Source organism: Mesobacterium hydrothermale (assembly GCF_035818635.1).
GTDB lineage: Bacteria > Pseudomonadota > Alphaproteobacteria > Rhodobacterales > Rhodobacteraceae > Mesobacterium_A > Mesobacterium_A hydrothermale.
In genome coordinates, this window is sequence record NZ_JAYLLH010000016.1 from 13480 (window position 1) to 36186 (window position 22707).

19 protein-coding genes are annotated in these 22707 nt (G+C 65.8%); 5 read left to right on the plus strand and 14 right to left on the minus strand.

Going from position 1 to position 22707, the window contains the following annotated elements; genetic code table 11:
* The first annotated feature begins 112 nt into the window (after positions 1-112).
* Positions 113-946, plus strand: a complete 834-nt coding sequence (locus VK792_RS11870; RefSeq protein WP_326297717.1) for a prephenate dehydratase — start codon at positions 113-115, stop codon at positions 944-946.
* Here the strand turns inward: VK792_RS11870 and VK792_RS11875 are convergent, their stop codons facing one another.
* The 9 genes from VK792_RS11875 to VK792_RS11915 form a co-directional block, all read right to left on the minus strand.
* Positions 947-1399 carry a methylated-DNA--[protein]-cysteine S-methyltransferase gene (locus VK792_RS11875; protein ID WP_326297718.1) on the minus strand — a complete coding sequence of 151 codons (453 nt, stop codon included), beginning with the start codon at positions 1397-1399 and terminating at the stop codon, positions 947-949.
* Positions 1387-1620, minus strand: a complete 234-nt coding sequence (locus VK792_RS11880) for a DUF3253 domain-containing protein (RefSeq protein WP_326297720.1) — start codon at positions 1618-1620, stop codon at positions 1387-1389. The genes VK792_RS11875 and VK792_RS11880 overlap by 13 nt, the downstream gene beginning before the upstream one ends.
* On the minus strand, positions 1620-2111 hold the full coding sequence (locus VK792_RS11885; protein WP_326297721.1) for a histidine phosphatase family protein: 492 nt from the start codon (positions 2109-2111) through the stop codon (positions 1620-1622). Before VK792_RS11885 ends, VK792_RS11880 begins: the two co-directional genes overlap by 1 nt.
* 192 nt (positions 2112-2303) lie before the next feature.
* Entirely contained in the window at positions 2304-5210 is a 2907-nt protein-coding gene (gene ileS, locus VK792_RS11890) for an isoleucine--tRNA ligase (protein ID WP_326297722.1), read from the minus strand.
* A gap of 248 nt (positions 5211-5458) precedes the next feature.
* Entirely contained in the window at positions 5459-6178 is a 720-nt protein-coding gene (locus tag VK792_RS11895; protein WP_326297724.1) for a VIT1/CCC1 transporter family protein, read from the minus strand.
* Between the two features lie 67 nt (positions 6179-6245).
* Complete coding sequence (locus VK792_RS11900; RefSeq protein WP_326297726.1) at positions 6246-8990, minus strand: DUF2339 domain-containing protein; 2745 nt, start codon at positions 8988-8990, stop codon at positions 6246-6248.
* A gap of 93 nt (positions 8991-9083) precedes the next feature.
* Entirely contained in the window at positions 9084-10091 is a 1008-nt protein-coding gene (locus VK792_RS11905) for a YcjF family protein (RefSeq protein ID WP_326297728.1), read from the minus strand.
* On the minus strand, positions 10088-10534 hold the full coding sequence (locus tag VK792_RS11910) for a GNAT family N-acetyltransferase (RefSeq protein ID WP_326297729.1): 447 nt from the start codon (positions 10532-10534) through the stop codon (positions 10088-10090). The genes VK792_RS11905 and VK792_RS11910 overlap by 4 nt, the downstream gene beginning before the upstream one ends.
* Positions 10531-11946 (minus strand): YcjX family GTP-binding protein, encoded by a 1416-nt coding sequence (locus tag VK792_RS11915; RefSeq protein WP_326297731.1) that lies wholly within the window; start codon positions 11944-11946, stop codon positions 10531-10533. Before VK792_RS11915 ends, VK792_RS11910 begins: the two co-directional genes overlap by 4 nt.
* 114 nt (positions 11947-12060) lie before the next feature.
* Here VK792_RS11915 and truA point away from each other — a divergent pair, with 114 nt between their 5' ends.
* The gene (gene truA, locus VK792_RS11920) at positions 12061-12828 is read left to right on the plus strand and encodes a tRNA pseudouridine(38-40) synthase TruA (RefSeq protein WP_326297732.1); all 768 of its coding nucleotides are present in this window, start codon (positions 12061-12063) and stop codon (positions 12826-12828) included.
* 102 nt (positions 12829-12930) lie between these two features.
* Here the strand turns inward: truA and gnd are convergent, their stop codons facing one another.
* From gnd to hrpB, 5 genes are all read right to left on the minus strand, one after another.
* Positions 12931-14331 carry an NADP-dependent phosphogluconate dehydrogenase gene (gene gnd / locus VK792_RS11925; RefSeq protein ID WP_326297733.1) on the minus strand — a complete coding sequence of 467 codons (1401 nt, stop codon included), beginning with the start codon at positions 14329-14331 and terminating at the stop codon, positions 12931-12933.
* 146 nt (positions 14332-14477) lie between these two features.
* On the minus strand, positions 14478-15404 hold the full coding sequence (gene argF, locus VK792_RS11930) for an ornithine carbamoyltransferase (RefSeq protein WP_326297734.1): 927 nt from the start codon (positions 15402-15404) through the stop codon (positions 14478-14480).
* 79 nt (positions 15405-15483) lie between these two features.
* A complete protein-coding gene (locus VK792_RS11935; protein ID WP_326297735.1) occupies positions 15484-16653 on the minus strand; it encodes an aspartate aminotransferase family protein in 1170 nt (389 codons plus the stop codon).
* 242 nt (positions 16654-16895) lie between these two features.
* Positions 16896-17819: a bifunctional helix-turn-helix transcriptional regulator/GNAT family N-acetyltransferase gene (locus VK792_RS11940; protein ID WP_326297736.1), complete on the minus strand. Its 924-nt coding sequence runs from the start codon at positions 17817-17819 to the stop codon at positions 16896-16898.
* A 54-nt stretch (positions 17820-17873) separates the two neighbouring features.
* Complete coding sequence (gene hrpB, locus VK792_RS11945) at positions 17874-20318, minus strand: ATP-dependent helicase HrpB (RefSeq protein ID WP_326297737.1); 2445 nt, start codon at positions 20316-20318, stop codon at positions 17874-17876.
* 116 nt (positions 20319-20434) lie between these two features.
* Here hrpB and meaB point away from each other — a divergent pair, with 116 nt between their 5' ends.
* The 3 genes from meaB to rpmB all read left to right on the plus strand — a co-directional run bounded on the left by meaB (position 20435) and on the right by rpmB (position 22629).
* Positions 20435-21415, plus strand: a complete 981-nt coding sequence (meaB, locus tag VK792_RS11950) for a methylmalonyl Co-A mutase-associated GTPase MeaB (RefSeq protein ID WP_326297738.1) — start codon at positions 20435-20437, stop codon at positions 21413-21415.
* On the plus strand, positions 21412-22218 hold the full coding sequence (locus VK792_RS11955; protein WP_326297739.1) for an alpha/beta hydrolase: 807 nt from the start codon (positions 21412-21414) through the stop codon (positions 22216-22218). Before meaB ends, VK792_RS11955 begins: the two co-directional genes overlap by 4 nt.
* Before the next feature lie 120 nt (positions 22219-22338).
* Positions 22339-22629, plus strand: a complete 291-nt coding sequence (rpmB, locus tag VK792_RS11960; protein WP_326297740.1) for a 50S ribosomal protein L28 — start codon at positions 22339-22341, stop codon at positions 22627-22629.
* Positions 22630-22707: the final 78 nt, after the last annotated feature.

Consider the following 22707-nt stretch of genomic DNA (forward strand, 5'->3'; position numbering starts at 1 on the left):
CTCCGCTTGGGCTTCTACGGCTTCCCATTGGACAAGGCAAGGTATAGAAGCCCGATCGATACGTTCGGGCGCAGTTTTCGCGCTTGAAAAGACAAGAAAACGGGCCACGACCATGACCAACCGGATCGCTTTCCAAGGGGAACTTGGGGCATACAGCCATGAAGCTTGCCGCAATGCCCGCCCCGGAATGGAAGCTTTGCCCTGCCGCACCTTCGAAGAGGTGATCGGCGCGGTACAGACCGGCCGGGCCGATCTGGCGATGCTGCCAGTGGAGAATTCCACCTATGGCCGCGTCGCCGACATCCACCGCCTTTTGCCCGAAAGCGGTCTTCGCATTGTCGACGAAGCGTTTGTGCGCGTCCACATCAGCCTGATGGCGTTGCCAGGGGTCCAGATTGAGGATCTGGAGGTCGTGCGTGCCCACCTTGTTTTGTTGCCGCAGGCGGCGGATTTTCTGTCGCGCTATGGCATCCGGGGTGAAGCCGCCGCTGACAGCGCCGGTGCGGCTGCCGAAATCGTCAAGTCAGAGGACCGCACCGCCGGGGCGTTGGCGTCAGATCTTGCCGCCGAAATCAATGGCCTGCACATTCTGGCCCGCCACATCGAAGACCACGCGCACAACACCACACGTTTTCTGATCATGGGCAAGGAACCCGATCTGACCCGCCGGGGCGATCATGGCATGATGACCACCTTTGTCTTTCAGGTCCGCAACCTTCCCGCGGCACTTTACAAGGCGATGGGCGGTTTCGCGACCAATGGCGTCAACATGACCAAGCTTGAAAGCTACATGGTGGGCGGGTCGTTCACGGCAACGCAGTTCTATGCCGACATTGAAGGCCATCCCGACGATGAGAATGTGAAGCGTGCGCTGGAAGAACTGGAATATTTCACCTCGATGCTGGAAATTCTGGGCGTCTACCCCCGCGATCCGCGCCGCGACTGATCAGATCAGCAGGCCTGCCGCGCCTTCGTGGCGCAACAGCCACACCTTGGTTTCCACGCCGCCTGCACCGGAAAACCCGCCCAGCCCGTTTGCCCCCAGAACCCGGTGGCAGGGAATGATCACCGGGATAGGGTTGCCGCCGCAGGCCTGTCCCACCGCTTGCGGCGGTGCCGAAAGCGCCGCTGCGATGTCGCCGTAGGTGACGGTGTCGCCAAACGGGATGGCCGCCATCCGGTCGCAGACCGCCCTCTGAAAATCCGATCCCCTGACGCGCAAAGGCAGGTCAAACACCTGTCGTTGCCCTGCGAAATATTCGCTCAGCTGCTGCGCAGCGGTGGTCAACACGGGCGTGCCGTCCGTTCCTCCGGTTTCCCAGGACAGCGCGACGATCGCTCCCCCGTCTTCGGTTACGGTCAGGTCTCCGAGCGGAGAGGAAACGGTCAGTCTGGGCATTTGGACAACCGGATCGGGCCGTGCGCGGTTTGTGGGTCGACCTTGGTCCCTTTTTGCGTGGCCGTCAGGGGCAGGGTGGCCGCCACGCGTCGAATGTGGGGCATCAACGGGCGCCAGTCATCTGCCAGTCTGCGGGCGGCTTCTGATGGACAGAATGTCTTGTCTGGCCCACGCGCCTCGGCCAGGGCCATCAGCACCCCCGCGATGTCATCATCGCGCATCACTTGGGGCCAAAGACCCGGCGTTCAACGGTCACGCCCCCGGTGGCATCTGCGCGCACGATGGCCAGATCGCCATAGTTCAGCGGTGCGGGATCGGGAAGGCCAAGCCCGTCCCAGATAGCCGTGATGTTTCCCTTATTGCCGACCCAAAGGGCCGCTTTTCCCGCCGCTTCGCGCGCAAGGCGTGCGGTCGGGTTTTCCTGTGGGCGGCGCATCACCTCCAGCCCCCGGGCGGCGGCGATCGGGCTCGCCGTGTCCAGGTTCCGCTTGATGCCGGGGGCATAGATCGCGTCAAGCGCCATGCCCTCCAGTGCTCCGACAAGCGCCTGTGCCCGTTGCCGGCCCTTTGCGGTCAGGTCTTCGCCCTCGCGGTCGCCATGGCGCACGATGTAGAGCGTGGTACCAGGCCGCAGCCTGACAGATCCCGGCGTGCCCGCAGCGCAGCCAGCCAGAAATGCTGCGCCAAGGATCACAAATGCACGTCTTTGCATGACGCCCCCTCCGTTTCGGTCGGAACAGGATAGGCGGGGTAGGGGTATTCGGGCAATCCCCGTAGTTCTTTGGAGGCGTCGCGATGCAACAGCGGTACCGGGCGCGATTTTGGCACAAACGCAGTGCACCACCCTCTCCTGCGCGATGATCTGCAACGAAAAAGGCCGGGCAGTTTGCCCGGCCTTCCGATCTTAACCCAGCGCGCTGTTGCAGCGCCCGCAGGTGCCCGGGTGGGCATGGTGTCCCACGTCCGGCAGGATTTTCCAGCAGCGTTGGCATTTATCGCCCTCGGCCTTTTCGAACACCACGCCGATGCCTTCGACCTCGGGCAGGCGGAACGCTTCGTTCGGCAGCGGGTCGCCGGTCAGCGCGATGTCAGAGGTGATGCAGACATCCTCGAACGCCACCGATTTCAGCGCCGCCAGCGTATCGGCGTCGCGGACATGGACCACCGGCGCCGCCTCGAGGCTGGCGCCGATCACCTTGTCGGTGCGCTGCACCTCCAGCGCGGCCGTCACCACGCGGCGGGCGCGGCGCACCCGCGCCCATTTCTCGGCCAGCGGTTCATTCAGCCAGTCCTTGGGCGTGTCGGGAATATCGACCAGATGCACCGACGACGCCTCGCCCGGGAACCGTTCCAGCCAGACTTCCTCCATGGTGAACACCAGGATCGGTGCCAGCCAGGTGGTCAGGCGATGGAACAGGATGTCCATCACCGTCCGTGCCGCGCGCCGGTTCAGCGTATCGCCATCGCAATAGAGCGCGTCCTTGCGGATGTCGAAATAGAAGGCCGACAGGTCCACCGTGCAGAAGTTGAACAACTGCTGGAACACGCCCTGGAAATCATAGGCGTCATACCCGGTGCGGACCTTGTGATCCAGTTCGGCAAGCCGGTGCAGCACCCAGCGTTCCAGTTCCGGCATCTCCTCGGGCGCGACGCGATCGTCCTCGGTAAAGGCCGAAACTGCCCCCAGCAGATACCGCATGGTGTTGCGCAGGCGGCGATAGCCATCGGCCACGCCTTTCAGGATCTCCGGCCCGATGCGCAGGTCAGCGGTGTAATCCGACTGCGCCACCCACAGGCGCAGGATATCGGCACCGTATTGCTTGGTCACATCCTCGGGGGCCACGGTGTTGCCCAGGGATTTGGACATCTTGTTGCCCTTCTCGTCCAGCGTGAACCCGTGGGTCAGCACGCCGCGATAGGGCGCGCGGCCCCGAGTGCCGCAGGCCTGCAGCATGGACGAATGGAACCAGCCCCGGTGCTGGTCGGTGCCTTCCAGATACAGATCGGCCAGCCCGTCGTCGCTGCCGTCCTCGCGGTCGCGCAGCACAAAGGCGTGGGTCGAGCCACTGTCGAACCACACATCCAGAATGTCGAACACCTGATCGTAGTCATCGGGGTTCACCACATTGCCCAGGAACCGGTCCTTGGCCCCGGGCTTGTACCAGGCATCCGCGCCTTCGGCCTCGAACGCCTCGGCGATGCGGGCGTTGACGGTTTCGTCGCGCAGCAGGAAATCGGCATCCGTCGGCAGCGCACCCTTCTTGGTAAAGCAGGTCAGCGGCACGCCCCAGGCGCGCTGGCGCGACAGCACCCAGTCCGGGCGCACTTCCATCATCGACCGCAGGCGGTTCTGGCCCGAGATGGGCGTGAATTTCACCAGTTCGTTGATCGAGGTCAGCGCCCGTTCGCGGATCGTTTCGCCGTAGTCGTCCTGCCCGTCGCCCACCTTGCGGTCGATGGCGGCAAACCACTGCGGGGTGTTGCGATAGATCACCGGGGCCTTCGACCGCCAGGAATGCGGATAGCTGTGGGTGATGCGCCCGCGCGCGATCAGCCCGCCAACCTCGACCAGCTTGTCGATCACAGTCGTGTTGGCCTTGCCTTCCTTGCCCTTGTGATCCAGCACCTTGAGCCCGGCAAAGAACGGCACATGCGGCAGGAATTCCGATTCCTCGCCGACGTTGTGGGTCATCCGGTCGATCCAGTTGCGTTTTATAAAGGCCTCGTAGTCGTCGGCCCCGTGGCTGGGCGCGGTGTGCACGAACCCGGTCCCCGCATCGTCGGTGACATGGTCGCCGTCGATCATCGGAACGTCGTAGTCCCAGAACCCTTTGGCGCCGTCGGCCCCGGCAAACGGGTGGGCAAGCGTCAGCGCGCCCAACTCGTCGGCGGACACGTCGCGCAGGCGGGTCCATTGGCCGGGCTCCAGCCGGGCCTTGGTCAGCACCTCCTCGGCCAGCTTGTCGGCCAGCAGATAACGGTCGCCCACCGTGGCCCAGCATTCGTCGGGCGTAGCGGTCACTTCGTACAGGCCGTACTGGATCGACGGGTTAAAGGCGACGGCCTTGTTCGACGGGATGGTCCAGGGCGTGGTCGTCCAGATCACCGCCTTGGCGCCCACCAGATCGCCCGCACCGTTTACAGCCCGGAACGGCATCCAGATCGTGTGAGATTTATGATCGTGATACTCGATCTCGGCCTCGGCCAGCGCGGTCTTTTCGACCGGCGACCACATCACCGGCTTCGATCCCTGGTACAGCGTGCCGGTCATCAGGAACTTCATGAATTCCTCGGCGATCACCCGTTCGGCGTGGAAATCCATCGTCAGGTACGGCTTGTCCCAGGTGCCGGTCACGCCCAGGCGCTTGAACTCGGCGCGCTGGATGTCGATCCAGCCCTCGGCGAACTTGCGGCATTCCTGGCGGAAATCGACCACGTCGACCTCGTCCTTGTTCTTGCCCTTGGCGCGATACTGTTCCTCGATCTTCCATTCGATGGGCAGGCCATGACAATCCCAGCCGGGGATATAGCGCGCTTCGCGGCCCAGCATCTGCTGGCTGCGGACGATGAAATCCTTGAGGATCTTGTTCAACGCATGACCGATGTGCAGGTGACCGTTGGCATAGGGCGGGCCATCATGCAGCACGAAGGGCGGGCGGCCTTCGGCTTTTTCCCGCAGTCGGTCATAGATGCGGATCTGCTCCCAACGGGCCAGCCATTCCGGTTCGCGCTTGGGCAGGCCCGCGCGCATCGGGAAATCGGTTTTTGGCAGGTTCAGGGTGTCTTTGTAGTCAGGCGTCTCGGCGCACATCTCATGTGTCCTTGGAAATCATCAAAGAGGCAGGGTGGGTAAGGGCGGCGCGGTTTTCCATACGCCTTGTCCCGGCGGCTCGTACTTTCAGAGCGCCGGGCATGTAATTCGAATGATGATCGCGAAACGGTGCATCATGCCGGCGCTTATAGGCGCGCGCGTTCCAAGCGTAAAGCCACTGGCCTTTCATCTTTCCAAAAATACTCGTTCGCCGCGACAGGGGCAGGCGCGGACGTTGCCGGTCCTCGCTACTGGAACAGCGTTCCCACTCCATAGGCCAGCCCCGCCGCGACGCCGCCGATGGCCAGCGATTCCAGCCCCGACCGCCACCACGGCGCGAGCGACCAGTGGCTTTTGTAGGCACCGATGGCAAAAAAGGTCACGCCGGTCATCAGCGTCGACCAGCGCAAGGCATCGGGCACCGACAGGATGAAGGGCAAAAGCGGGATCATCCCGGCGACAAGAAAGGCCCCGAACGTCGCCAGCGCAGCGCGCATCGGATGCGGGTCGACAGCGGAAAGCCCGTATTCGCCCTCAAGCATGGTCTGGACCCAGGTTTCGGTGTTGGCGCAGATCTGGTCGGTGGCATCCTCCAGCGCCTGCCCCGACAGCCCCTTCATACGCAGAATCTGGCGCACCTCCCGGCGTTCACCGTCCGGGTCAAGCCGGATATGGCGCTCTTCGACCTGGCGCAGGCGTCGGATATCGTCCAGCTCGGCCTTGGTGCCGGAATAGTTGCCCGCCGCCATCGAAAACCCGTCTGCCAGCACGTTGGCCAGCCCCAGGGCCACGATCACCAGCGGCGACAGCCCCGCTCCGGCGACCCCGGCGACGATGGCGAAAGTCGTGACGGACCCGTCGATCGCGCCGTAGACGATGTCGCGCAGATACCCGCGCCCCTGCGGCGCGCCGATGCGGCGTTCGACCTCGGCCTGGGAATGGCCATGTTCTGGAAGGGGATCGGGCATCTTCGGCCTTTCGCGCGCAGGTCGTCCCTTCATCGCCGCTGGGCGCTTGGGGGGCAAGCCATTCAGTCTACTCCGCGGTCTCTGGCGGGGCGTGCCGCGCCCGCGCCCAGCGGTTCAACCAGGCCAGACCCGCCAGCCCAAGCCCCAGGATCAGCAGCGAAAACACCCGCATCAGCCCGGTCAGCCCAGAAATATCGACAAAGAACACTTTGCCCACGGCAAGCCCGATGATCACCAGCCCGGCGCGGCGCAAATGATCGGACCCGCGCGCCAGGGACTGGTAGAACAGCCCGGCCCCAAGGATCAGCAGCGCCACGGTATAGGTGTAAAGCTCTGGCTGGCCGACATCTTTCCACAGCGCCATCGCCATGTTGCCCTGCCAGAAGTTGCGGATCGTCACCGCCAGCCAGAAGCCCCCGAGCGCCAGACCCAGGCCAAAAAAACTTCGCGACAGCAAAGGCATCCGCCGCACCCAAGCGGCCCCGGCCAGAAGCGCCAGTGCCGGCAACAGGTAGGCCACGCTCAGCGTGTTCAGCACCGGCCAGCCGTAAACGGTTCCCGTATTGAACAGCGGGTTCGCCAGTGTCAGCGCAAGCCCCATCACCAACGCCGACAATAGTCCGAACACCGCCGCCAACCCGAGTCGCAGCTTGCGCAGCCAGCCGCCAAGATCGGCACGCCGCACCTGCACCAGTGCCAGGACCAGCCAGATCAACGCATAAAGCCCCAGCGCCCAGTGATCTTCGGTGTGGCTGGACCCGATCCGTTCCTCGATCAGGCGGAACAGCGCCAGTGACAGGCCCACGCCCCCTGCCGACCACATGCCGGTGTCCAGCATCACCCGGGCTGTCGGGCGATCGCCCGGCAGCGCGGCCAGCGCGGCAACCAACGCCGCCAGCGCCCCGCCATAGGCCAGGCTGAAATTGCCCCAGCCGGCCCCAAGCGCCCAGTCGATGCCGGGATCGATCACCAGCCGATAGCCGATGGCAACGACGCCGATGGATATTGCCAATGTCATCAGGGGCAGGTCGAATTTGCGATCGAGCGCGGCCGCGGCCAGCACCACCACCGCAATCGCGATGGTCAGCGCGACGTTCGACAGCACGATCACCAGCGCAAAGCTCAGACAGCCCAGTACTGAAAGGCCGGCAATCGAGGCGCGCAGTCTGTCCTTGCCATCCACCCGGGAAAACCGCTCGGCAAACAACGTCATCAGCGCCGCCAGCCCCGCGGCGTGCAGCGCCCAGGGGTAGGGACCAATCTGAAGCGCCGGTTTCCAGACCATTTCCAGCGCCACTGCCATGGCCGGGGCAAAGACTGCCGCCACGATTGCCCAGCCCAGCCGCAATGACCCGCCGGCAAGGCTGCGCCACCCCGCCGCGACGGTCACAACCGTCGCCAGCGCCAGGATCACCGACGGTTCCAGCGCCATCGGGGGGGCCGGCACCTCCGCAGGATCCGGGGCAACGGGAAAGACCTTGCGCGCAGTCTGGCCCCAGCTTGCCAGGACCAACATCGCCCCGGCCGGGGCAAGGATGTGGTCCTGCAAAGCGGGTGCGCGGACTGATGCCAAGGCAAACGCGGTGGCCAGCGCCGTGAGCGTCGTGAAGACCAGCCAGAATACGTCGGTCGTGCCTTCCGACGCGACGATCCAAAGGATCAACGTCGCCGCCAGCAGGCTGGCAAAGGACAGACGAACCGGGAAGATCGGCCAACCGTCCTTGGGCTTGCCACGCAAAAGCGCCCACAAGACCAGGCCTCCCTGTTGATCCGGCAACAGGCTGCGTGCCGGGATCAGAACCGACAGAACCACCAGCGCCGCGGCATAAAGCGCAAAGGCCATTTGCAGATCCAGGTGCGAAATATAAAGCAACCACCCGGCGGCAAAGGCCAGGACCAGCGTCAACACAGACACCCAGGCCCAGCGGCGCACCGAGTCAATGCCCAGCCCGACCAGTGCCACGATTCCGAAATAGAGGTAGAGCCAGTGAACCGCTTCGGACGCTCCGCCGATCAGGAAGGGCGCGGCCATGGCACCAACGACCCCGACAGCCGCCAGAAGCGGGCCATGGAACCAGCCCAGCACCAGCGCCGACAACGCCACCAAGGCCATCCCGGCCAGCGCGGCCTCTGGCCCGATCAGCGCATAAAGCAGATGCGCAGCCAGGATAGCGCCGAATAGCGAAACGATCCCGGCACCCGAAAAGACCGAGGGCAGGTAAGCGGTTGTGGCCTCTTCGCCATCGCCGAAACGTCGGCGGATGACCTCTCCGGCCGAGACCAGAATCAGGCCGAACAACGCAGCGGCCACGACACGGGCCAGCGGCGGCAAGTAGCCCTGTTCCATGCCGTATTGCACAAGGAAAATCCCCGCCAGCGCCAGCGATACGGCGGAAATCGCGTAAAACCAGTTGTCGCGCAGCCATTTGCCGAACCAGGCACCAGAGTCACGGCGGGCGACAATGGCCTTGGGCGGTTCCGGCGTGACCGGTCGCGGCGTGACCGGGCTGCGGCTGGCCCAGGGTTGGGGACCTTTTGCAGCAGCGGGCACGTCTCGGGCCGGAAGCGTGTCGGGCGGCCCGCTGTCTTTGGGCAGCTCTGTCGCGGCCTTGAACGTCTTGGCCGGCTGCGCTGTCGTCGGTGGGTGTTCCGTGCCTGTGCCTGCATTTTCAAGCGCATAGACAAGGGCTGTGATCTGCCGTTCGGCCTGATCGACCCGCTTGCGCAGCCGGGCTTGTGCAACCAGAACACCGACCAGCAAGACCGGCACCGCCACGATGGCCATGGCGACCACGACAAGGATGGCATCCATCGGCCCGTTCCCTTCCTGTGTCTTCCCTGCGGGGATCATACCGCGGCGCAAGCGTTTGTCAGGACAGGAAAACCGGACTGCGTGGATTCGCGGTTACCCGGTGCTTTTGGAAAACAGACCTGTCAGGGCGGTTTTTACGATTCCGCGGACCGACGGGCGTTTTTGCCGGGTAAAGGGCAGGGGGCGGCAAACCTCCATCGCCGCGACACCGACCCGGGCGGTCAGGGCGCCATTGACCAGCCCCTCGCCAAAGCGGCGCGACAGCTTGCCCAGCAGGCCACCGCCCAGGAAGGGTTCCAGCATGTCATCGCCGACAGCCACCGCACCGGTGGCCACCAGATGCGACATCACCGCGCGCAGCAAACGCCAACTGCCCAATGTGCCGGACCGGCCGCCATAGATTTCGCCGATCCGGCGGATCATGCGGATGTTGGCCCCCAGCGCGGTGAACACATCGGCCAGCGCAATGGGAACCAGCGCGGTGACGGTCGCAACCTGCCGGGCCGCGGTCTCGACCTCTTGCCGGGCGGCGATGTCGAGCGGGGTCAGGACCTCGGCCTCGGCCAGTTCCAGCAGGGCCTTGGCGTCGAACATGTCGCCCTGCCGTTCGGCCAGCTTTTCGCGCCCCCAGCGGGTGTCGTCGCGCCCGGCATAGAGCTTCTCGATCCCGGCTACGACCTTGCGCGCCTCGGCCAGGTCTTCGGACACGATGGCGGCCTCGGCCTGCCGATGCAGCGCGTCGATCCGGCTGAGCCGGGCAAAGACCGACAGCTCCTTCAGGACGATCAAAAGGACAACCAGTACGAAAAGTGCCACCAGCACCGCCACCGCCCAGCCCAGAATCGGGGTCGAGGCGATCAGCCCGGTGACGAAATTCCACGCCGCGATCGAAGCAAAGGTGCCGATCAGGCCCACCAGAAGCGACCAGAACCAACGTGCCAGCCGCGACGGCGGTCGCCCGGTCAGCGCGGCCACAGTCGCCATGGCCTGGCCTTTGGGGGCGGGCAATTCGGTGTCCGGGACCGGCGGTGCCTCGGACGGGCCGGGGGCGGTGTGTGTGTCCTCAATCTCGATCAGCACGGGGCCTTTGCGATCAGTCATGACGGCTGCCTTTCCCAGATGAAACGGATATCGGGCAGGCCTTCGTCATTGCCTGCGCCATCGGTCTGTTCCACGGCGCGGAACCCGTGGCGGTGATAGAAACGCTGCGCCCCGTCATTGGCCTGAAAGGTCCACAGTTCCAGCCGCGGCGCCTGTCGTTGCGCCGTCCGCAAAAGCGCGGTGCCGATGCCTTGTCCCTGCATCCGTGGCACAAGGTAAAGCGCGTGGATCGCGTGCCCGGCACGGGCGATGAACCCCACGACGTCCCCGGCCTGTTCCGCCACCGTCACCCAGCCGCGCCCGATCAGGTCGTCGGCATGGGCCAGTTCCTCGGCACGGGTGTGGATGCGCGGCATCCAGGGCGTATCGTCGACGAACCCCGACAGGATCGCCCCCACCGCCCCGGCGTCCAGCGGTGCCGCCTGCCTGAGCGTCACGGTCACAGCCTGTCCCCGATCAGGAATTGCGCGGCGCGGTCCAACCTTATGTGCGGTGGGCCTTCGCCGGGTTTCAGCGTCAGCGGGGCAGGGGCAAAGCGCATGATTTGATAGTCGCGATCCAGCCAGCTGTCCGCACCTTCCCGCGCGGGCGCCAGCAGGTGCGCCGGGTCATCTGGCAGTTCGCCGGGGTAAAACGCCGCCTGCTTGCCGCTGTCCAGCAGCGTGCCGCGCACGCAATCCAGCGTCTGCCCGTCATGGGTGATCGTCTGTTCGACCGTGGCCCGGAGCGACGCCAGCGACATTGCCTGCGTCTTCGCCCCGGCAAACCGCGCCCGGTCGCGGGCATCGCGCACCAGCGCCTCCATGATCGCGGTCAGGCGGGGGTGCTGGGTGTGGTGCAGGTGGTCGGCCTTGGTGGCGGCAAACAGGATTTTTTCGACGCGCCGCCCAAGAAACAGCCGCGACAGGAACGCGTTTCCGCCCGGCCGGAACGCCTGCAGGATATCGGCCATCGCCTGCCGTATGTCCTCGACCGCCCGCGGCCCGGCATGGATCGCGCCAAGCGCATCGACAAGAACCACCTGCCGGTCGATGCGGGCGAAATGCTCGGTGAAAAAGGGTTTCACGACGCGGGATTTATAGGCGTCGTAGCGTCGCTCCATCTCTCGCCACAGCGACTTGCGCGACAGCCCGGTCAGCGGCGGCAACGGCGCAAAGGTCAGCACCGGGCTGCCTGCCAGATCGCCCGGCAACAGGAACCGCCCCGGCGTGCAATCGGAATAGCCCGCGTTGCGCGCCGTGGTCAGGTAAGCGGTGAAGGCATCGGCCAAGGTGCGGGCGCGTACCTCGTCCAGCGGCGCAGCGGCATCTTCTGCCTTGGCCTGCGCCAGATAGGCGGCGCCTTCGGGCCGGGTTTCCAGCCGCGACAGGACCTCTTCGCTCCACCGGGCAAAGCTCTTGTCCAGCAGGCCAAGGTCCAGCAGCCATTCGCCGGGATAATCGACGATATCCAGGTGGACGGTGCGCGGCCCCTGAAGCCCCGACAACAGCCCCGCGGGTTTGACCCGCAGCGACAGGCGCAGTTCCGACACCGTGCGCGTACTGTCCGGCCAGTGCGGCGTGGGCGACGTCAGCGCGCCAAGGTGGGATTCATACTCGAACCGGGGCAGCGTTACATCTGGTTGCGGTTGCAAGAACGCGGTGGTGATGCGCCCGTCGGCGGCCGCCACCAGCTGCGGCATCCGCCCCCGGTCCATCAGGTTGGCGACAAGCGAGGTGATGAACACCGTCTTGCCCGACCGCGCAAGCCCGGTCACCCCCAGCCGGATCACCGGTTCGAACAGGGCGCCGGAAACGCCGTCTGTCACGCTTTCCACGCTGCGGGCCAGCGTGTCGGCAAGCGCTGATATCACCAAGGGTCCGGCCTCCTGCCCGATGTCCTGCGGGTCCAAGATAGTCACCCTGCCGCCCGCCCGCCAGTGGCGACAGGGGGGATTGTCGGGGGCATTTCGTCAGGTTAAGGGGCGGATATGCCCAGATACGCGCTCAAGGTGGAATATGACGGCGGCCCGTTCGCGGGCTGGCAACGGCAGGCCGACCAGCCGTCGGTCCAGGCTGCGATCGAAGCGGCGCTGGCGCGGCTCGAACCCCGCGCCCATACGATTGCCGCCGCCGGTCGGACCGATGCCGGGGTGCACGCCCGCGGACAGGTCGCCCAGTGCGACATGGACAAGGACTGGGACCCGTTCCGCCTGTCCGAAGCGCTCAACCACCACCTGAAGCCCGCGCCGGTGGCGATTGTCGCCGCGGCAAGGGTGGCCGATGACTGGCACGCCCGGTTCTCGGCGCTGGAACGGCGCTATCTGTTCCGCATCCTGATCCGCCGCGCCCCCCTGACGCTCGAGGTCGGGCAGGTCTGGCACGTGCGCCACGATCTGGACGTGCACGCCATGCAGGATGCCGCCAACCACCTGCTGGGCCGGCACGATTTCACCACCTTCCGGTCCGTGCAGTGCCAGTCCGACAGCCCGGTCAAGACGCTCGACCGGCTCGCGGTCAGCCGCCACGACACCGCCGCCGGTCCCGAGATCCGTTTCGACGTGCGCGCCCGCAGCTTCCTGCACAACCAGGTTCGCAGTTTCGTCGGCACGCTGGAACGGGTTGGCGCGGGCAGCTGGTCCCCCGAAGACGTCCGCCAGGCGCTGGAGGCAAAAGACCGCGCCGCCTGTGGCCCGGTCTGCCCGCCGCAGGGCCTCTATCTGGTCGGCGTCGGCTATCCGGTCGATCCTTTCGCCTGACCTTTGTCGTCTTTGGTTTTCCAAATACCTCGGGGGTGTGGGGGTGGAACCCCCGCGCGGGTCGTTTTTGCCGCAGGCGAAAACGACACCGCTCAATCGGTGTCACCCCCACCAGGGACCGTGAAAAACACCCTCTGCATCCACGCGTCCGAACCCGTGCCGCCCGAAGAAATCGCGTTGCGCCTGGATCACGCTGGCGGTGCCGCGACCCTGACGCATGGTGTCGAACCACGCCAGCGCCGCTGACAGGACCGGCACGGGATGGCCGGCCAGGACGGCCTGACCCACGACCTTCCGCAACGCCGGGATGCCGCGGTCCAGCACCTCCGAGAACCGTGATGACAGCAGCAATTCGCCATGCGGGGGGCCGTCGTCGAACGCCTGGGCGATATCGTCCAGCGTCTTTGCCCGGATGATGCAGCCCGCGCGCCAGATCCGGGCGATCGTACCGGGGTCAAGTTGCCAGTCGTATTCGGTAGATGCCGCCGCAAGAATGCGAAACCCCTGAGCGTACTCCAGAACCCGCGCGGCCAGCAGCGCGGGTTCCAGCCTTGCGGCGTCCAGGTCGATCGGGTTGCGGGCGGCCCCGAATGTCGCGTCGGCATCCTGCCGAACAGCGCGTTCGGCAGACCATGCCCGTCCGGCGACGGCAGCCTCGATCATGTTGGCGGACTGGCCAAGCTTGATCGCCTCGATCACGGTCCAGCGCCCGGTGCCCTTTTGTCCGGCGGAATCGGTGATCACGTCGACCATGGGCTTGCCTGTCTTCGGGTCGGCCGCCTGCAACAGCGTGCCCGTGATCTCGAACAGGTAAGAGCCAAGCGGGCCGTCGTTCCAGCGCGCGAAGTGCTGACCGATCTGCGCCGGCTCCTGCCCCATGCCGTTTCTCATCAGGTCATAGACCTCGGCGATCATCTGCATGTCGGCATATTCGATGCCGTTGTGCACAGTCTTGACGAAATGCCCCGCACCATCCGGGCCAAGATGGGCGACGCAGGGCGCGCCGTTGTATCGCGCGGCAATCGCCTCGACCACCGGGCGCAGATGCCGCCAGCTGTGATCCGAGCCGCCAACCATCATCGAGGGACCGTTGCGTGCACCGTTTTCCCCACCGGACACGCCCATGCCGACAAAATGCAGGTCGTGTTCGGCCAGACGGTGTGTCCGGCGGCGAGTGTCGTGAAAATCGGCATTGCCAGCGTCGATCACCGTGTCGCCGGGGCTCAGCAAAGGGATCAGGTCGTCCAGCAACGCATCCATCGGCCCGGTCGACGGGATCATTGCCAGCAGCGTGCGCGGTTGTGGCAAAGCCTGAACCAGCGCGGAAAGATCATCGCTGGCCGACACGCGCTCGGCCAGCGGACCTGCGCGATCCATAAAGTCCGCGACGCCCTTGGCCGAACGGTTTGACACCGCAATCGCAATACCCTTTTCGGCCATGTTCAGCGCAAGCGCCGCACCCATGGTGCCCAGGCCGTAGATGCCGATTTGCGGGGATGTCATGGGGTGCCTCCTGTCGCTGTGTGCAACTGAAGGTAAGCTCGTCGCCCCCGGCTGCAAGGTGCAGGGATGAACAGGCGCTGTGTTGGTCCACTGGCGGAAAAAAAGTTGCTCGCCGCCCGATCAACAGGACCGGGCGGCGCGAGATGTCACTTGCCGACGCACCAGCGCATGATCGCCTTTTGTGCGTGCAGACGGTTCTCGGCCTCGTCCCAGATCACCGAATTCGGGCCGTCCATGACCTCGGATGTGACTTCCTCGCCGCGATGCGCGGGCAGGCAGTGCATGAACAGCGCATCGGGCTTGGCCTTGGCCATCAGGTCGGCGTTGACCTGATAGGGGCGCAGCATGTTGTGGCGGCGTTCACGGGCGGATTGCGCATCATGCATGCTGACCCAGGTGTCGGTCACGACAAGGTCGGCCCCCTCGACAGCTTTGTCCGGGTCACGTTCGATGGTGACCGAAACGCCAGCGTTGCGGGCAAGGCCCACGAATTCCATTTCCGGGTCAAGTTGCACCGGGCCGGTAAACGTCAGATCGAACCCGAACTGCGCGGCGGCGTGCAGGAAGGACGCGCAGACGTTGTTGCCATCCCCTGACCAGACCACTTTCTTGCCAGCGATCGGGCCGCGGTGTTCCTCGTAGGTCATCACGTCGGCCATGATCTGGCACGGATGGGTGCGGTCGGTCAGCCCGTTGATTACGGGAACATCGGCATATTCCGCCATCTCGTGCAGCACGGTTTCGTCGAAGGTGCGGATCATGATCAGGTCGACATAGCGCGACAGTACGCGGGCGGTGTCGGCGATGGTTTCACCGTGGCCCAGTTGCATGTCGTTGCCGGAGAGCACCATGGTCTGCCCCCCCATCTGGCGCACGCCGACATCGAAGCTGACCCGGGTGCGGGTCGAGGGCTTTTCGAAGATCAGGGCGACCATGTGATTGGCCAGCGGCTGTTCGACGTCGGGCGTGGCCTTGGGCTGGCCGTCGCGGGCGGTCTTCATCGCGCGGGCCTGTTCGATGATGGCCCGAAGCTGGGATTTGTCGGTGGTGTGGATGTCGAGGAAGTGGTTCATGCGTCGGTCTTTGCGGCTGGGGGAGGGAGCGAGGGGCCAGCCCCTCGCGCTCCCCGGGATATTTGAAGCAAGATGATGATCAGGAGAGGCTTTGCGCGGCGGCGTCGAGGCGGTTGACGGCCTCGGCGGCCTCGTCCTCGGTCAGGGTGAGCGGGGGCAGCAGGCGGATGACGTTGTCGGCCGCGGGCACGGTGATCAGTTCCACGGCATAGCCGACCTTGACCACGTCGGCGTTTGGCTTGCGGCACTTGAGGCCCAGCATCAGGCCGCTGCCGCGCACCTCTTCGAAGACATCCGGGTGGGCGGCGACGAGACCTTCGAGCCGTTGGCGCAGGGTGCCCGCGACGCGGTTGACCTGGGCCAGGAAGTTGGGATCGGCGACGTGGTCCATCACCGCGCTGCCCACGGCGCAGGCCAGCGGGTTGCCGCCGTAGGTCGAGCCATGGGTGCCCACGGTCATGCCGCTGGCGGCCTCTTCGGTGGCGAGCACGGCGCCCAGCGGGAAGCCGCCGCCGATGCCCTTGGCCACCATCATGATGTCGGGTTCGACCCCGGCCCATTCATGGGCGAAGAGCTTGCCGGTCCGGCCCATGCCGCACTGTACCTCGTCGAGGATCAGCAGGATGCCCTTTTCGTCGCAGAGGTCGCGCAGGCCCTTGAGGCATTGGTCGGGCAGGGGGCGGATGCCGCCTTCGCCCTGAACCGGTTCGATCAGGATCGCGCCCACGGTGTCGGTGATCGCGGCGGTGAGCGCGTCATGGTCGGCCCAGTCCACATGGATGAACCCGGGCAGGATCGGGCCGAACCCCTTGATCATCTTTTCCGACCCGGCGGCGGCGATACCGGCCGAGGACCGGCCGTGGAACGAGCCGGTGAAGGTCACGATGTCGGTCTTTTCCGGCTGGCCTTTTTCGTACCAGTACTTGCGGGCCATCTTGACCGCCAGTTCGCAGGATTCCGTGCCGGAGTTGGTGAAGAACACGGTGTCGGCAAAGGTGGCCGCGACCAGCTTGTCAGCGAGTTCCTGCTGTTGCGGGATCTCGTAGAGGTTCGACAGGTGCCAGATCTTGTTGGCCTGTTCCGTCAGGGCCGCAACCAGCGCCGGGTGGGCGTGGCCGAGGCAGTTCACGGCGATGCCGGCCCCCATGTCGAGGAAGCGGCGGCCGTCCTCTTCAATCAGCCAGCAGCCTTCGCCCTTCACGAAATGAAGCGGCGCGCGGGAATAGGTGGGCAGAACGGAAGAGATCATGTCGGAACCCTTTGAAGGAAGCCCAAGCTGTGCCAAGCACCGGCGGGCCATGTCAAGAACTGTAGGAAGGGGGCGGAAAAACGCGCGAAGGCCGTGCCGGATAGGGCACGGGGGTCAGACGGGTCGTCGGAGGATCGGCGCGAGTTTCATGCCGCGTTTCATACGCGGACCGCGCGAAAAGTCCAGCGGTTTTCGCGGCGGGACCGGCGATCGGACGGGGCCCTGCAGTCCGGGGGCTTGGGTCACAGGTCGCGTTCCCAGGTCTGGCCGTTCATCGGCGGGCCGAAATCGGAATGCGGCACTTCCCCGGTCAGTTCGAACCCCAGCGACTGATACAGCCCGCGCGCCGCGACCAGCACATCGTTGGTCCACAGGAAGATACGGCTGTAGCCCGCCGCGCGTGCAAACGTCAGGCATTCCTCGACAAGGCGGCGGCCAAGGCCGAGCCCGCGGGCGGAGGCGTCGACGTAGAGCAGGCGCAGCTTGGCGGTTCGTTCGTCCTTTTGCACGATGAAGACCGATCCGACGATCTGCCCGTCGCGTTCGGCAATCCAGCAACGTTCGCGACCGGGGATGAAATTCTCGGTGAAATCGGCGGTGATGCGCGACACCAGCGCCTCGAACCGGTCGTTCCAGCCGTATTCCTGTGTATAGAGTCGGGCCTGCGCGTGGGTGATATAGCCAAGATCGCCCGGTTCGGGGGCGCGAAGGATCACCTTGTTTGGCAGGTCGGTGTCGCCCAGCAGGCGGCGGATCGTTGCCATGGCGGCGGTCAGTTGCGTGCGTTCGGCAGGGCCGAGCGGCGCAAGCAGCGCGCCGATTTCCGCGGCCGAGGCGGCGGCGAGCTTGGTTGCCGTGTCGTGCCCGACATCGGTCAGGGTCAGACGCAGGCGTTTGGCGTTGCAGGGGTCGGGCGCGCGGGTGATCTGCCCGTCCCGTTCCAGCGCGCTCAGCACGCGGCTCAGGTGGCCACGGTCCATGCGCAGCGCATCGGCCAGGTCGGCGGCGGCGGGCGGGTTATCGGCGGGGGCATGGGCGATTTCGTAGAGCACGCGAACCTGCGGCAGCCCGTAGGGGCTGTTCAGCAGATGTTCGTTGAGGACACCGATCAGGCGGGTGTGAAACCGGTTGAAGGCCCGAAACGCCTCGATCTGGGGGTCAGACATGTCTGCGCGGTCCTTGTGTTGACTTGGTCAACATATGCGCCGGGGCCCCTTGCGTCAACTGCCGCGCGGCTTGGCGCGCAGGGTCGGGTCGGCCTGCGTCGGATCCTCGGGCCAGGGGTGTCTGGGATAGCGCGCGCGCATGTCCTTGCGCACGTCTGCATAGCTGCCGGACCAGAAGCCGGGCAGGTCCATCGTGGTCTGCACAGGGCGCTGGGCGGGGGACAGCAGCGTCACGCGCAGCGGCTGTCTGCCCACGGTGGGGTGGGTGGTCTGGCCAAACATCTCTTGCAGACGCAGGGTGATTTCGGGCGCTTCGCCGGAATAATCGATGGGGATCTGGCGCCCTAGCGGCGTGGTGAAATGTGCGGGAGCGAGGCTGTCGAGCGTCGTCATCTGGGCCCAATCCAGCATCGCGCGCAAGGCGGGCAGCAGGTCGAAGCGTTTCCACTGCTCGGCGGTTTTCACCCCCGACAGGTAGGGCAGCAACCAGTCCTCGACCGTTTCCAGCAGCGCGGGAATGGTCATGTCAGGCAGGTCCTGACCCGCGTCGCGCGCCAATGCGACACGGGCGGTGAAGCGGCGGGCGGCATCCGACAGGGTGATCCCCAGATCGCGCACTCCGTCCAGCATGGCGCGGGCGACCGCATCGTCGGGCACGTCTTTCCAGATACGGTCATCCAGCGCGATGGCGCCGAACCGTTCCTGTTGCCTGGCCACCACGCGGCGGTCACGCCTGGACCATTCGCAGGCGTCGGTCCAAGTGATCTGGTCGGCGTAAAGTGCGCGGATCTCGGCTTCGCCAATCTGGATCGCTTGCCGGATCTTCGCCTCTCTCGGGTTGCCGTCGGTGTCGGTGACGACGACCAGCCGGGCACTGGCCAGCGGATCGCTATCGGCCATCACTGCGCCCTTGCCGCCCGACAGCTGGTAGCGCGCGGCATCGCCTTTGCGGCGCAGGCCAATCCGGTCGGGATAGGCCAGCGCGGCCATGGCTGCGGGGCCAAGCGGTTCGCGTGCCGTACCGGCAGAACGGCCGAGCCGCTTGGCCTCGGCCCGGATACGCTCGAGCGCGGGGCGGTTCAGGGCGTAAGGGCGGCTTTCGGTGAACCGGCGCGGATCGGTCAGCGCGTGAAGCCGCAGCAACAGGTCACAGGGCGCGCTGATCACCGGATCGCGGTCGTTCAACAGCGCGGCCAGGGGGGCGGCCTCCGGCCCGGCACTGGCCAGCATATGGGCCAGGCGCGGGTGCAGCGGCAGCGCGGCAAGTGTCCGGCCGTGGGCGGTGATCAGGCCCTGGGCATCCAGCGCGCCCAGCATCCGCAAAAGCGCCTGTGCCTCGGCCAGCGCACCTTCGGGCGGCGGGGTCAGGAACGGCAGGTCGCCCGCCCGTGCGCCCCAAAGGGCCAGTTCCAGCGCCAGACCGGCCAGGTCGGCTGCCTCGATTTCGGCGGGCGGAAAGGGGGACAGCGCGCCTTCCTCTCCCTTCGTCCACAGACGATAGGCGACGCCGGGTGCGACCCGGCCCGCGCGGCCCGCGCGCTGGGTCGCCTCGGCGCGGGTGACCCGCTCTGTGACCAGCCGCGACATGCCAGATCCGGGATCGAACCGCGCGCGCCGCGCCTTGCCGCCGTCGATCACGACGCGGATGTCCTCGATCGTCAGAGAGGTTTCGGCGATGGAGGTGGCCAGCACCACCTTCCGCCCTTCGGTTTCGGACTGGATCGCGGCGCGTTGGGCGGCAAACTCCATGGCGCCGTACAACGGCCGGATCAGGTGACCCTTGGGCAGGCGGGATTTCAACAGCGCCTCGGTCCGGCGGATCTCGCCCTCGCCGGGCAGGAAGACAAGGATGCCGCCCTCGGTTTCGGCCGCGGCCAGCGTCACCAAATCGGCGAGCGCGTTTTCAAACCGCTGGGTCTTGGCGATCGGCGCCGGCAGCCAGCGGGTTTCGACCGGGAAACTGCGGCCTTCGGAGGTGACCACCGGTGCGCTCATCAGGTCGGCCACCGGTTGGGCATCCAGCGTGGCGGACATGGCGACAAGGATCAGGTCGTCGCGCAGTGCGCCCGCGATTTCAAGGCACAGCGCAAGGCCCAGGTCGGCGTTCAGCGACCGTTCGTGAAATTCGTCGAACAGTACCGCGCCGACGCCGGTCAATTCCGGGTCGGACTGGATCATCCGGGTCAGAATGCCTTCGGTCACGACCTCGATCCGCGTGTTTGGACCGGTGCGGGCCTCTCCCCGGATGCGATAGCCCACGGTTTCGCCGGGCTTTTCCCCCAGCGTCTGCGCCATGCGTTCGGCGGCGGCACGGGCGGCCAGCCGGCGCGGTTCCAGCATGACGATGCGGCCCGGGGTCAGCCCGGCCTTCAGCAGGGCCAGCGGCACGCGGGTTGTCTTGCCCGCGCCGGGGGGCGCCTGCAACACGGCACGGCCCGCGTCGCGCAGGGCGGCGATCAGCCCGGGCAGGGCGCTGTCGATGGGTAGGGTCTGGCTCACGGGCCCCTTATCGCCAAGTGCCGCGGGCGCGTCCAGAACCCAAGCGCGGCCAGTTGCACTGGACACCCGGCCTGTGCCCATGCAGAAAGCCGGAACAGCAAGACGGGGTGCGGACGATGCAGAACATGGCGGAACGGGTGCTGGCAGGGGATCGACGGGCGCTGGCGCGGGCGATCACGCTGGTCGAAAGCTCTCGGGCCGATCATCGGGCGCAGGCCACCCTGTTGCTGGAGGACCTCAAGTGCGCGGGTCGACAGGCACAGCGCATCGGGCTGTCGGGCACGCCGGGCGTCGGAAAATCCACCTTTATCGAGGCGTTTGGCTGCATGTTGACGGCGCAGGGGCTGCGCGTGGCGGTCCTGGCGGTCGATCCCAGTTCGGCCCGGTCAGGCGGGTCGATCCTGGGGGACAAGACCCGCATGGAGCGGCTGAGCCGGGATCCCCGCGCCTTCATCCGCCCGTCGCCGTCGCAAAGCCAGCTGGGCGGCGTCGCCCGCCGCACCCGAGAGGCGATTGCCCTTTGCGAGGCTGCGGGTTTCGACGTGGTGCTGATCGAAACCGTGGGTGTCGGCCAGTCCGAAACCATGGTGGCCGAGATGGCCGACCTTTTCCTTCTGTTGCTGGCGCCTGCGAGCGGCGACGAATTGCAGGGGGTCAAGCGCGGCATCATGGAGATGGCGGACATCATCCTTGTCAACAAGGCGGATGGAGAGCTGAAGGCCACCGCGACCCGGACCTGCGCCGATTATGCCGGGGCGCTGCGCCTGCTGCGCAAGCGACCACAGGACCCCGAAGGCTTTCCTAAGGCGCTGACCGTTTCGGCGCTGGAAGAGGCCGGGCTGGAAAAGGCCTGGGCCGAGATGCAGGCGCTGGCGGACTGGCGGCGCGATCACGGCCATTGGGGCAGGCGCCGGGCGGAACAGGCCCGGCACTGGTTCGAGGCCGAGGTGCGCGATGCCCTTCTGGCGCGGCTGGACCGCGAACCGGTCAAGGGGCTGTTGTTGTCGCTGGCCGCGCAAGTCGAGCGCGGAGAGATCAGCACGACCGCCGCCGCCGAAGAGGCACAGCGCCTGCTGGACGTCCAGATGCACGGATGAGCGATACGCCGATCTTCGACGGCGAGTTGCTGCGCGCCACGCTGACCGATCCGGGGGCGGGGCAGCTGTTTGTCAGTTTCCGGCAGCGCATCGGCCAGCCCGGCGGGTTCGAGCATAAGGCGCCGATCCAGTTCTTCCTGCGGCGCGGTTTTGCGCATCTACACATTCAATCGCGTTGGAACGACTGGTTCATCAACGCCGAAACCGAAGCGCTGGAAGCGGCATTGGCAGAATTGGCTGCGCGCTATGACCGCCGCGTTGCGATGGGGTTCTCGATGGGCGGGTACGGCGTGCTGCGTTTTGCCCGTGCGCTGTCGTTGAACGCGGCACTGGCGATTTCTCCGCAATACTCGATCGCCAAGCAACATGTACGGTTCGATCGTCGGTATCATAAGGAAAGCCGGGGCTGGGATGCGGAACTGGGGGATCTGTCTGCAAGAGGATCAGAACTGGCCGGGGCAATCTTGTTCGACCCGTTCAAGCGCAACGATCTTTTCAACGCCCTCCTGATCGCAGGCGTGTTCCCGCACATGCGGTTGGCACGGTTGGGCTGTGGCGGGCATCCGGCGTCGCGACCGTTGATGCAGGCGGGCGACTTCAACTGGCTGCGAGGCCGACTTTTGTCTGGCACACCGGATTCGGCGGCCATCGTTCGACGGCACCGCAAAGCCCGGAAAAACAGTGAAAGCTATTGGCGGCATCTGGCGGAGTTGGCCCGCCGACACGGCCGAAAGTCCCTTGCAGACAGGGTTTTGTTGCAGGCAGCCCAGCTTTCGCAAGGTACGGACGACTCCGGGTCTTGACGCGCGGCGCGGGGTTCCTTATGAGCCAGCAAACCAGATTCCGGGCGCTGCAAAGCGGCGCCCTTTGATATTCGCGAAGGGCATGTCCTTTCGCCCAGAGCCAAAGACGAGGATAGTCCCATGTCGCGTGTGTGCGAACTGACCGGTAAAGGCCCGATGACTGGCAACAACGTCAGCCACGCCAACAACAAGACCAAGCGTCGCTTTCTGCCGAACCTGAACGACGTGACGCTGCAGTCCGAAACGCTGGGTCGTGGCGTAAAGCTGCGTATCTCGGCGCACGCGCTGCGCTCGGTCGATCACCGGGGTGGTCTGGACGCGTTCCTGGCAAAAGCCAAGGACAGCGAGCTGTCGGCCAACGCGCTGAAGACCAAGAAAGAAATCGCCAAGGCGAAGGCTGCTCAGGCCTGATCTTTCCGTCTCTGACGTTATGCAAAGCCCCGGTCTGTTGACCGGGGCTTTTGTGTTTCCGCTGTGAAATTGGTGCGG

Bases quoted from the DNA above. Each gene is read 5' to 3' on its own strand.
- VK792_RS11870 (WP_326297717.1), top strand. From the start codon at position 113: ATGACCAACCGGATCGCTTTCCAAGGGGAACTTGGGGCATACAGCCAT.
- VK792_RS11875 (WP_326297718.1), bottom strand. From the start codon at position 1,399: ATGCCCAGACTGACCGTTTCCTCTCCGCTCGGAGACCTGACCGTAACC.
- VK792_RS11880 (WP_326297720.1), bottom strand. From the start codon at position 1,620: ATGCGCGATGATGACATCGCGGGGGTGCTGATGGCCCTGGCCGAGGCG.
- VK792_RS11885 (WP_326297721.1), bottom strand. From the start codon at position 2,111: ATGCAAAGACGTGCATTTGTGATCCTTGGCGCAGCATTTCTGGCTGGC.
- ileS (WP_326297722.1), bottom strand. From the start codon at position 5,210: ATGTGCGCCGAGACGCCTGACTACAAAGACACCCTGAACCTGCCAAAA.
- VK792_RS11895 (WP_326297724.1), bottom strand. From the start codon at position 6,178: ATGCCCGATCCCCTTCCAGAACATGGCCATTCCCAGGCCGAGGTCGAA.
- VK792_RS11900 (WP_326297726.1), bottom strand. From the start codon at position 8,990: ATGGATGCCATCCTTGTCGTGGTCGCCATGGCCATCGTGGCGGTGCCG.
- VK792_RS11905 (WP_326297728.1), bottom strand. From the start codon at position 10,091: ATGACTGATCGCAAAGGCCCCGTGCTGATCGAGATTGAGGACACACAC.
- truA (WP_326297732.1), top strand. From the start codon at position 12,061: ATGCCCAGATACGCGCTCAAGGTGGAATATGACGGCGGCCCGTTCGCG.
- gnd (WP_326297733.1), bottom strand. From the start codon at position 14,331: ATGACATCCCCGCAAATCGGCATCTACGGCCTGGGCACCATGGGTGCG.
- argF (WP_326297734.1), bottom strand. From the start codon at position 15,404: ATGAACCACTTCCTCGACATCCACACCACCGACAAATCCCAGCTTCGG.
- VK792_RS11935 (WP_326297735.1), bottom strand. From the start codon at position 16,653: ATGATCTCTTCCGTTCTGCCCACCTATTCCCGCGCGCCGCTTCATTTC.
- VK792_RS11940 (WP_326297736.1), bottom strand. From the start codon at position 17,819: ATGTCTGACCCCCAGATCGAGGCGTTTCGGGCCTTCAACCGGTTTCAC.
- meaB (WP_326297738.1), top strand. From the start codon at position 20,435: ATGCAGAACATGGCGGAACGGGTGCTGGCAGGGGATCGACGGGCGCTG.
- VK792_RS11955 (WP_326297739.1), top strand. From the start codon at position 21,412: ATGAGCGATACGCCGATCTTCGACGGCGAGTTGCTGCGCGCCACGCTG.
- rpmB (WP_326297740.1), top strand. From the start codon at position 22,339: ATGTCGCGTGTGTGCGAACTGACCGGTAAAGGCCCGATGACTGGCAAC.